8 protein-coding genes are annotated in these 10,746 nt (G+C 38.5%); 2 read left to right on the top strand and 6 right to left on the bottom strand.

What is annotated here, in order from left to right:
• Positions 1-264: 264 nt before the first annotated feature.
• The 3 genes from IC621_RS19550 to IC621_RS19540 all read right to left on the bottom strand — a co-directional run bounded on the left by IC621_RS19550 (position 265) and on the right by IC621_RS19540 (position 3,937).
• Positions 265-1,569, bottom strand: coding sequence for an ABC transporter substrate-binding protein (locus IC621_RS19550; RefSeq protein WP_191160574.1), 1,305 nt, complete (start codon positions 1,567-1,569; stop codon positions 265-267).
• Between the two features lie 261 nt (positions 1,570-1,830).
• Positions 1,831-2,547: a sulfite exporter TauE/SafE family protein gene (locus IC621_RS19545; RefSeq protein WP_191160572.1), complete on the bottom strand. Its 717-nt coding sequence runs from the start codon at positions 2,545-2,547 to the stop codon at positions 1,831-1,833.
• A 46-nt stretch (positions 2,548-2,593) separates the two neighbouring features.
• Positions 2,594-3,937 carry a D-serine ammonia-lyase gene (locus IC621_RS19540; RefSeq protein ID WP_191160570.1) on the bottom strand — a complete coding sequence of 448 codons (1,344 nt, stop codon included), beginning with the start codon at positions 3,935-3,937 and terminating at the stop codon, positions 2,594-2,596.
• Positions 3,938-4,504: 567 nt separating this feature from the next.
• Between IC621_RS19540 and IC621_RS19535 the strand changes: the two genes are divergently transcribed.
• On the top strand, positions 4,505-5,923 hold the full coding sequence (locus IC621_RS19535; RefSeq protein WP_191160587.1) for an MDR family MFS transporter: 1,419 nt from the start codon (positions 4,505-4,507) through the stop codon (positions 5,921-5,923).
• 96 nt (positions 5,924-6,019) lie between these two features.
• Here IC621_RS19535 and IC621_RS19530 read toward each other — a convergent pair whose 3' ends face one another.
• A complete protein-coding gene (locus tag IC621_RS19530) occupies positions 6,020-6,916 on the bottom strand; it encodes a TIGR01777 family oxidoreductase (RefSeq protein WP_191160568.1) in 897 nt (298 codons plus the stop codon).
• A gap of 350 nt (positions 6,917-7,266) precedes the next feature.
• Here IC621_RS19530 and IC621_RS19525 point away from each other — a divergent pair, with 350 nt between their 5' ends.
• Entirely contained in the window at positions 7,267-7,746 is a 480-nt protein-coding gene (locus IC621_RS19525) for a hypothetical protein (RefSeq protein WP_191160566.1), read from the top strand.
• A 163-nt stretch (positions 7,747-7,909) separates the two neighbouring features.
• Here the strand turns inward: IC621_RS19525 and IC621_RS19520 are convergent, their stop codons facing one another.
• Complete coding sequence (locus IC621_RS19520) at positions 7,910-9,100, bottom strand: NAD(P)-dependent malic enzyme (protein WP_191160564.1); 1,191 nt, start codon at positions 9,098-9,100, stop codon at positions 7,910-7,912.
• A 158-nt stretch (positions 9,101-9,258) separates the two neighbouring features.
• Positions 9,259-10,602, bottom strand: a complete 1,344-nt coding sequence (locus IC621_RS19515; RefSeq protein WP_191160562.1) for a 2-hydroxycarboxylate transporter family protein — start codon at positions 10,600-10,602, stop codon at positions 9,259-9,261.
• Positions 10,603-10,746: the final 144 nt, after the last annotated feature.

The following is a 10,746-nucleotide window of genomic DNA, read 5'->3' as shown; positions in this document are numbered from 1 at the left end:
ATGGAGCCACCTTTTGTTGGGTATTTACTTTTTTGGCTCTCAATCTAGAAAATGATAAATCTGAAAATTTAAACAATATTTATGCAACACTAGTGAAGAAGTTTAAATTAATTAAAGTATTAACGTGATAAAAAGTGGGATCATTGGCCAGCTCCGAGCGCCATCGGCCCTTAGGTCCCAGGGTCATTCCCTGCCGGCTGCCTTGTGCTTGTCGCCGAAGAACTAGCGCTCTGCGCTTTTCGTTCTTATCAGAAGGTGGTTCCTTTATGGTTTAATATCTGACAAATATTCATTTAATTCTTTAACTAGCTGTGTCGCACCTTCTTCAGGAGTAATTTGCCCATATCCTATTTTTTCTACGATGTCTACATAAATCTTGTCTGCTTCTGTATTCAGGGAGATTGCATTTATTGGCATACCTGCATTCTCCAACCCTAGATCAACTCCTTCGGCGACAAGAGGATCCAGCTGGCCGCTGCTTGAAAGAAACTCTCGACCTGTTTCCGTTGGCTGTGCTCCTCTCGTGGATCCTAAAATATTTATAGCTTCCTCATCGTTTAACATCCAGTTAATAAATTTTACTGCTTCTTCTGGATGTTTTGAATGCTTGCTAACAGAGAAAACCTGTGATGGCTGCGTTCTGATTCCAGAATCTTTGGCACCTTTGTGGGTAGGAGGCAGCAATGGAGTAAGTTCATTATTACTATTTTTGAAAATATTTATCCCGGAGGCACTCATTAAGACAATTCCCAGATCTCCGCTTACCCATTTAGGAGTTTGTTCTAAGTTCCCCCTGACAGTTACATAATCGCTGACTTCTGGCAAAACTCCTTCATCCCAAAGATTCTTCATATATGTAAAGGCTTCTTCTGCCAATTTTTTATCAAAACCTAGCGTATAGTCATCTTGAATAAAATTATTACCTGATTTCTGCTGAATATAGTAAGCAATCAGCATCGAGGTTTCATCAGGTCCCATGTTCAAAAGAAATTCTTTAGGATTGTTTTGGTTGATCTTTTTTCCTTCTTCCAATAATTTTTCCCAATCATATTTTCCTTCTAAATTTATACCTGTCTTTTCTAAAATCTTTTTATTGCCGAAAAAAATAATTGAATTAATACCAGTTGGCAAACCAATAAGCTTACCGTTAACCTCTGAAAAATCCTTTAAAAATTTTTCATCAAACGAGGAAATATCAATTTGTTTTTCATATTCATAGAAATCAATAAATTGTTCCCCTTTTTGGGCAAATTCGGCCATATAATAAAAATCCATTTGCATGATGTCAGGAGCTGTTTTACCTGCCAGCTGAGTACTTAATTTTTGATTATAACCATCAAAACCACTATACTCTGCTTTAATCTTCACATGAGGATTCAGCTCCATATATTTTTCAATCGCTGCGAGAGTTGCCTTATGCCTATCTTCTCCCCCCCACCAAGAAAATCTCAATTCAATCTGATCCGAGCCATTTTCCCCATTAGAATCTACAGAATTTGATACACACCCGCTTACTATTGTAAAAATGATAAAAACTGATAAGACCGTACTCATAAAACGCTTTAACACTTTTATCACCCCTTTGATTAAACTGAACTATCCTTATTATAGAAGAAAGCTCTGAGTACAAACAGGTGGGGAAATTTATAAATAGTATCTATTATAAAGCGCTTTCAACAAAAAGTATCTTTATTTCATTTAAGGTGCCATTTAGTAGTTGAAATGTTATTAAAACAAAGTCCTTTTTGGAATCTCATTTTTTTGTCAAATAACTTACGCCCTTGGCGGTTAGAATTTGTTACCAGACAAGCTAAAACTTTTATGTCCTTTTTATAGATTTTCTAAAAGTAAATACACGCCAGTAAATCCAAGAATGAAATAAGTTATTATTTGAAATATCCTTTGATTTATCCATTTGAATAGAAGTTGCCCTAAGAAAATACCACATATTGTGATAGGCATTAACACTAATGAAGTTACCCAAACATTAAGATTAGTACCGCCAAAAAAAATTTGCATCATTAAGCTAATCAAGTAAATCAATAGATAAAAAGCTAGAGTCGTACTCCTTAGAATGGCCTTTTCTGTTCCTGCTCCTGAGAAATAGAGTAATAAAGGGGGGCCTGGCATACCTATGCTAGTTGTAAGCGTTCCTGCAAAGCAGCCTGCTAAAAAGTCCTTTCGCTTTGTTTGTTTCAGCTTTAAATTCATCATTAACAACAATGTTAACAAAAGGATCAGTATACTAATCACAAGTTTTAATAGCCGAACTTCTAAAAATAAAAATATGATAAGTCCGATTGGCAACCCAATTATACTTCCTTTCATCAGCTTGACTAAGAGTGTTTTATCAACTTCTTTCCCTATTTTCGGAACCATGAATATGGAAATGATTAGGGAAAGAATAATATTGATTTGAATAGCATCTTGAGGTTCGTAGACTAAAAACAAAAAGGGGGTCGCCATAATAGAGAAGCCAAACCCTGTACACGCTTGTAATATTGAAGCAACTAAAACAATTAATGAAGATATGATCCAACTTTCCAAGTCTAACTCCCCCTCTATTGTATGAAGATGATCATTTCATCTTACACTACTCAGTACCTTTTCGATAATATTCCTCCATCACTTCTTTTGGAACCATGCTGCCGCCCGTTCCCCAAATGATGTGATGGGCCTTATTCATTTTTTCCTTTAGCTTGTGATCTTTTAGATAGTTTTGCCCGCCGGATTGTCTCATTAATTGTATAGGACCGAAGAAGCCGGCAAGTGCTGAGGGCTCCAGGAAAACATTTTCAGTGTTTGCAAGATCATGAAGGAACGAATAGAGCCGCTCGTCTTCAATCGTGTAACAACCGCTCAACAGATGGCTCACTATTTTTAAGGCAAAGCTTGAAGCTCTTCCTACCGCAAGACCGTCCGCATCTGTCTTATTATCAAGGCCAAAATCTTGGACGGAAAACTTATCTTGGAGACCTGTCAGCTGTCCGATGAGAAAACACGGTGAATGTGTGGGCTCAGCAAAAAAGCAATGAACATGCTCGCCAAATTCTTCTTTCAACCCAAATGTTATTCCACCGGGTCCTCCCCCAACCCCGCAGGGAAGATAAACAAACAGAGGATGCTCTTCATCTACTTTTATATTCATTTCTTCCAACTGCCTTCTTAATCTGGAAGCTGCCACTGCATATCCTAAAAACAGATTACTGGAATTTTCATCATCAATAAAGTAACACGCTGGGTCTAATAATGCTTGCTTGCGTCCTTCTTCTACCGCTTTACTATAATCGGATTGATATTCAATTACTTTGACTCCCTTGCTTCGCAGAACATCTTTTTTCCATTGCTTTGCATCACTAGACATATGGACGGTTACCTGAAACCCAAGCTGGGCACTCATGATCCCAATACTTAACCCTAAATTACCAGTCGAACCAACAGCAATCGAGTGCTTTGAAAATAACTCTTTACATTTTTCGTTGTCTAGAAAAGCATAATCACTACTATATGTGATTATCCCTTGCTCAATTGCCAGTTCTTCAGCATGTTTCAGCACTTCATATATTCCGCCTCTTGCCTTAATTGACCCTGAGATCGGCAAATGACTATCACATTTTAGCAAGAGACCACCCGGAATGGATAGGTCATATTTTTGTTCCATCGTGTTCTTCATGCGTGGAATAGGAATGAGAGGAGACTCAATAATGCCTTTCATTTCAGCAGTTTCCGGAAAAACTTTCATCATATAAGAAGCAAAGCGTTCCAAACGATTTGCTGCATCATTTATATCCTCCACTGTTAAAGGTTGCGGGCCATTCTTTTTCCTATAATCAAGATTGGTCCAAAACACTTCTTCAGGTTTTGTTATGTTTGCAAGCAACGGAAATTCATCCATCCATTGCTGAATTTTCTTCCCTTCAAGAAGCTTACTTTCCATTTAACCATCCCTTTCTATAAAGGTTCTTTTTTCAAGGTTGGAGGAAAGAGGCTAATTTTGTCAAGTCAGCTTCTTTTTTTCAATAATCATCTGCCGATTGACATCAATTCATAAGGCAAGTCAAATGCAAAAGGAAGTAAGTTAATTTCTGGTAAAAGCTTCACAATTTATGTTAAAATTCATTTATTGTAATTCTCAAGCTAAAGGAGAAAGTTAATAATGAAGATTCCCACTGTTGTATGTAGTTAGAATACTTCCTGTTTCATTCCAGCTGCTATATAATTTAGCAATCTAAAAGAAACCGAAACGTATGTTTCATGCTAGAATGGAAAACATGGTAAAAGACAGCAATCCCAACTAATTCCTGACTGTCAATTGACATTGATACTACAGACACCAATGACTTAATGACGTGAAGGAGAAAGAACTCAAATAGCGGTTGTCTTTTTAACAGAGATCAAGGATCTCGCTTCATTTGAATATGAGAGGAGAAAGAATGTGGGAAATCATACTGAATCAACTTCTAATGGTGGGACATTCGGGAGCAAAAGCAATTTTTTATTAGTCATGATTATGATTCTTGGTGTGTTCGTAGCCATTTTGAATGAAACGCTTCTCAACGTAGCGTTATCCAAAATTATGGGAGACATTGGGATCTCTCCCAGTACCGCGCAATGGCTGACAACAGGATATCTGCTTGTGATCGGTGTACTTATACCTATCACCGCTTTTTTAATTTCGCGTTTCACGACAAGAGGCTTGTTTCTTTCAGCCATGGGCCTGTTTACGTTAGGTACACTTGTAGCTGCTATTGCGCCAGGATTCGCCTTGCTTTTAATCGGAAGGGTGCTTCAAGCGGCGGGAACCGGGCTCCTTTTCCCTTTACTAACCAATGTAGTATTTGCCATGGTTCCGATTGAGAAAAGAGGCTCTGCAATGGGGACGATTGGGATCGTGATCACATTTGCTCCGGCGATCGGACCTACTCTTTCTGGGATTATTGTCGAGCATTTCAGCTGGCGGGTGCTTTTCTACGGTGTTCTGCCAATTGCGTTGTTTGTCATGCTCTTTGCCTATTTAAAGCTTAAAAATGTGACGGAGACAACTAATCCAAAGATTGACCTTTTATCACTTCTTCTTTCAACCCTTGGATTCGGGGGGATTGTTTACGGCTTCAGCAGTGCCGGTGAAGGACATGGGGGCTGGTCAAGCAGTCAAGTTCTTATTCCTACCGCCATCGGCGTCATTTCTTTAGGCCTGTTCACATGGAGGCAATTGACGATGTCACAGCCGCTGCTAGATCTAAGGGCATTTAAATACAATATTTTTTGGAGATCTACTCTGATTATGATGATCGTCATGATGGCGATGTTCTCCGCTATGATGCTGTTGCCGATTTTTCTCCAGAATGCCTTAGGTTACAGTCCATTGGAGGCAGGCTTGGTCATGCTGCCAGGGGGTATTCTAATGGGGATTATGTCCCCGATCACAGGCCGGTTATTTGATAAATTTGGCGGCAAGTGGCTTGCAGTCGTCGGATTAGGGCTGATGGCCAATACACTGCTGCAATTTGCCTTTATCACATTGTCGACCTCATACATCTCAATTATGATTTTGAACACACTATTGATGCTGGGCATTTCAATGTTAATGATGCCGGTCATGACCAACGCATTGAACGAGCTGCCGCCAGTGTTATACCCGCACGGCACCGCAATTATCAGCACGCTTCAGCAGGTGGCGGGCGCTGTCGGAACGGCATTGCTTGTTACAGTCATGACTAATAGCTCACAACGTTATCTGGAAAATGCATCGGGTACACAAGAAGAGTCTACCCTGCAAAGTCTAGCTTTAATTGCTGGAATGAAAAGCGCGTTTCTGCTTGCATTTGGGCTGGTAGTCATCGCATTGGCAGCTTCATTTTTTCTTAAACGTTCTGCTCCGCAGAAAATGGAATTGCAACACAAGCCTGAGTCTGCACATTGAAAGCTGTAGTTATTAATAAAATACGCTCTGTCCTGTGACTTAAATCACGGGTCAGAGCGTACCTTTCTTCAAATCTATATTTATACTGTGAAATCTTTAATTTGATCCATAAAGTATTTGTTGAAGCGCCGCTTCAATTTTATTAAATTTAAACTTATATCCTTCTCTTTCCAGTCTCTCTGGAATAACCCATCTGCTCTTCAAAATCAATTCGGTTTCTGTTCTAATTAAGGAAGCTCCAATTTCGAGCATCCATTTAGGGGAAGACAAGCCAACCTTTTTATTCATAGCTTTTCGCAAATGGTCCATAAATTCTCGATTTGTAATAGGATGAGGGGAAGAGCAATTGAATACTCCACTAAGCTCTTCTTTTTCTTTAAGAAAGAGAATGATAGAAAATAAATCCTCTATATGAATCCAACTAAATTTTTGATTCCCAGACCCTTGAACCCCACCTAGTCCAAATTTAACTAAGTTTTTGAAAGGCGTCATTACACCTCCGTTTCCACCCAATACGATTGCAATCCTTAAAGCAGTTTGCCTGGTTTTAGGTAATTGAAAAGCAAAAAATGATTTCTCCCACTCCTTGGCTACTTCAACTGAGAAACCTGATCCAATTTCACCTCTCTCCTCAGACATTGGTCTATCTTCAGCATGTCTATAGATCGTAGCCGTACTGGAATTCACCCACAAGGGCGGTGGATTTTCACATTCTAATAAGGCATTTCCAAGTATTTGTGTTGTCTCTGTCCTTGATTTAAGGATTTCTTCCTTATTTTTAGTATTGTAACGACAGTCTACTGACTTCCCTGCAAGATTGATTAAAATCTCGGCATTCTCCATTGCTTCTATTATTCCTGCGTTATTATCCCAAGTAATATGAGGTGATTTTCTTGAAATTATTTTTACTTCATATCCCAAATCATTAAACTTCTCTTCAAAGTATTTACCGATAAAACCCGTTCCACCAGCTAAGACTACTTTCTTTTTCATGGAATCACCTATTTCTTTAATGGTAGAAAATCTTTAAATGGTAGCATATGGTCTTACTCCCGATGAGGCTTACCACTTTGATAAATGAAGATTTTTTTGTGAAATACTTCACATAAATTATATCAAATTTTTCCAATGATTGAAACCGTTTTTAAAATTAAACGGAATACATTATTCTTCTTTACCCTTCCTCATTTCAAACCTGCTTTTGATCCGTATTGATTCTAATTTTGTCCTAATCGAAATTTATATCTTTAATACACGGACACTGTCAGATAATCTTTTTACATGAATTGTTGGATTGTTTCATAACTATGAAATGAAGGGTTACTTTTTGAAAAGAGAAGGTGATGAGATTGTATCCATACTATTATAGAGTGAACCGCTGGGAACCAATTTTGAATGTATTGCAACAAAGTTTGTATGCTGAGGAAATGGTATGTGCGATGAGCAGCGAACTTTATCACATTCCTCAAACCAAGGATCTAAAAGGGAATAATGAAATGCACAAGCATTTAGTTCCTGCTTCCTACCATCGTGTAACGGCAGTAGGTTCAGCTCAAAGGCTGGTCAATGGGGAGCAACAGCCATCCATTATCGCCACAATGGCAACGTGTATCGTAAATGCTGAAAATCAAGATAAAAAAGTTCGTGAAGGATTAAATGTTATGGAGAAAAATGCAAGTCGTGAATTTAAACCGGTTATTAGAATGATTATTCAGTGGCAAAATCAAGCTGAATCCACCTTAAAACAAGCAAAAGATTCTTTGCGTTCCATGGGCGTTTCGTTTCCTTCTGGAAGTGAACAGCAAAATGGCGGAGAGTATTAAATAGGACGGGACCTTGCACAACTTCGTTTACACCAGATACATGAAAAGGCAACACCCTTAAGGGTTAGTTGCCTTATTTTCTATAAATTGTGAAACGCACTTCATATGTGTGGAGTCTTGTATTATAGCCCTTTTGAATTTTTTGAGAAAAAAGCTCAGCTTCTTAGCAAACTGAGCTTTTTCCCTTTGTTTCAAGAATAGTCGTTGCTTCCACAGCCTTTGCTACAGCCGTTGCAACTCTTTCATCAAGCGCTTTTGGGATAATGAAATTTGCATGTAATTCTTTTTCTGAAACTACCTCTGCAATTGCATGAGCGGCTGCCACTTTCATTTCCATCGTGATATCCTTTGCCTTTGCGTCCAATGCACCGCGGAATATCCCAGGGAATGCTAATAAATTGTTTACTTGATTTGGATAGTCTGAACGCCCTGTCCCAACTACAGCAGCACCTGCAGCAAGTGCCTCTTCTGGATAAATCTCCGGAATTGGATTTGCCATTGCAAAGACAATCGGTTTTTCCTTCATTGTATGAATGTAATCAGCCTTTAATGCACCTGGTCCGGAAACTCCGATGAAAACATCAGCACCAACAATTGCCTCTTTCAGTGTTCCATGAATTCCAGTTAAATTTGTAATAGCTGCCATTTCTTCTTGCATCGGGTTTAACCACTTTTCCCCTTTGCAAACAACCCCTTCAAGACTCACGAGAGTAATATCTTTATAACCTGCCTTCATTAATAATTTAGCAATCGCAATGCCTGCTGCTCCAGCACCATTGATGACAATTTTTAGGTTGCGATGTTTTTTGCCGACAACCTTCACCGCATTAATTAATGCAGCCAGAACAACGATCGCCGTACCGTGCTGATCATCATGAAAAACAGGAATATCAAGTTCCTTTTTTAATCTCTCTTCTATTTCAAAACAACGAGGAGCTGAAATATCTTCTAAATTAACACCAGCAAAGCTAGGTTGAAGGGCTTTAATAATCGCTACTATTTCATCAACATTCTTTGTATCAAGGCATAGCGGAAATGCATCTAAGCCTGCAAATTTCTTAAATAATATACTTTTCCCTTCCATTACTGGCAAGGCCGCTTTAGGTCCAATATCACCTAAGCCAAGTACAGCTGTTCCATCCGTTACAATGGCAACCATATTACCCCTTGATGTAAGCGTATCTGCCTCTTTTTCATCATCCGCTATTACTCTGCATACATCTGCAACACCTGGTGTATATACAAGACTTAGATCAGATTCAGAATTCACTTCCACTTTACTTACCACTTCTAATTTCCCCGAATGGCGGCGATGAAGATTAATGGCTTCTTTTTTTAGGTTTGTTTTAGTCATGCAATCCACCTCTTATAGTAATCCCGTTCATATCTACATTTTCATCCTTAAAATCGTTAAATTTGTTTTAAAATTAATAATACTTTTTTAGAAAAGATGCACAAGGAGAGCCCTTCTCTTTAAAAATGTCTTGAATTGAATTTTTTTGTGATTAGTAATTAGCTTAATAATTTCATTAATAATGTTGCTAATATAACCGTAGAAGCTCCGCCAAGCCTTGTTGCAACTTGTGCAAATGGCATTAACGACATACGATTGGATGCTGAAAGAATCGCAACATCGCCTGTACCTCCTAAGCCACTGTGACAGCCTGTTACAATTGCACTATCTACAGGATGCATTTTCATAAATTTTCCAACGAAATAACCTGTTCCTACCATAGCTAATACTACTGAGATACAAATAACAATATAAGCTGGAGTTACAATTTTCACTACATCCTCAAGTGGAATATAGAGCAGCCCTAACCCAACCATTAGCGGCCAAGTCAAACCTGTTGAAACAAATTTATACAAATGAAAGGCACCTTGCTCTATCTTTTTAGGTATAATTTGTAAGCATTTCACGAGAGTTGCTGCAACGATCATTAAGACAGGACCTGGAATGCCAAGAAATTTATGGGCCAAGCTGCCAAAAATAAAGAAACTACATGCAATTAACAGCCCTGCACCCATTAATGAAAAATCAACAGGTTTCTTCGTTGTTTTTTCCTCTGTAATTCCGTCGCCGCCTTTTGCTTTAACTAATACACCATTTCCTGTGAGCTCAGGTTTCTTCTCACCTAACCGCATCATAAGGCCGGCACAAACAACTGCTACGATATTCCCAATTACAGCTGCTGGAATCATTTGAGCAACGAACGATTCAGCTGATTCTCCTAAAATAGAAGAGTATGCTAAAGAAAGTGGTAAAATCCCTTCTCCAATCCCTCCCCCGATAATAGGAACAATAATATAAAATAATGTATGTTTCATATCATAACCAAATAGGGAACCAACTAAGATTCCAACTACCACAGATGCAAGAGTTCCCAGTACAAGAGGTACAAACATCCGTGTAAAACCTTGAATCAGAACTTTTCGGTTCATTCCTAAAATACTTCCTGCTACTAAAACCGAGATATAGAGATAAAGGAAATTCGATTCCTTCATCAATACCGTAACCGCTTCCATAGAAGCTGGATTTATCAATTGATAGAATACTAAAATTGAAGGTACTAGTAAGGCTAATATCGCTGGTCCGCCGATATCCTTCAAAATCGGAATTCTCATCCCAACATCTCCAAGCAAAATCCCCATAACCATGATGACAGCGAAACCACCAATCATGTCAGGCGGCAAGGAATGATAAACAGATGCTCCATAAATAATAGCCGCTAAAGCTAAATATAGAGGTAAAGGAATAACTCCTACTTTTATTCGGCTAAACCGGGACAATAAACTTTTTCTTTCATCTATACTTTCCACTTCAGGAAACGTTTGCATTTCTCTTGCTGGCTCCATCACAAATCACCCCTGTTCATTTATATTCCAATCATAGTAAGAACTAAAGGGTTTTCATAGTTTATATAATTTATATAACCGTTTTGTAATTAATAAAAGCAAGCTGCCATTTGGTAGCTTGCTTTTATTAACAAGTGTTCCTAA

Origin of the sequence: Metabacillus arenae (assembly GCF_014773385.1) — a bacterium.
In the GTDB taxonomy this organism is placed as follows: domain Bacteria; phylum Bacillota; class Bacilli; order Bacillales; family Bacillaceae; genus Metabacillus_D; species Metabacillus_D arenae.
The sequence above is the reverse complement of the archived record's forward strand: the minus strand, read 5'-3'. Positions and strand labels throughout refer to the sequence as shown.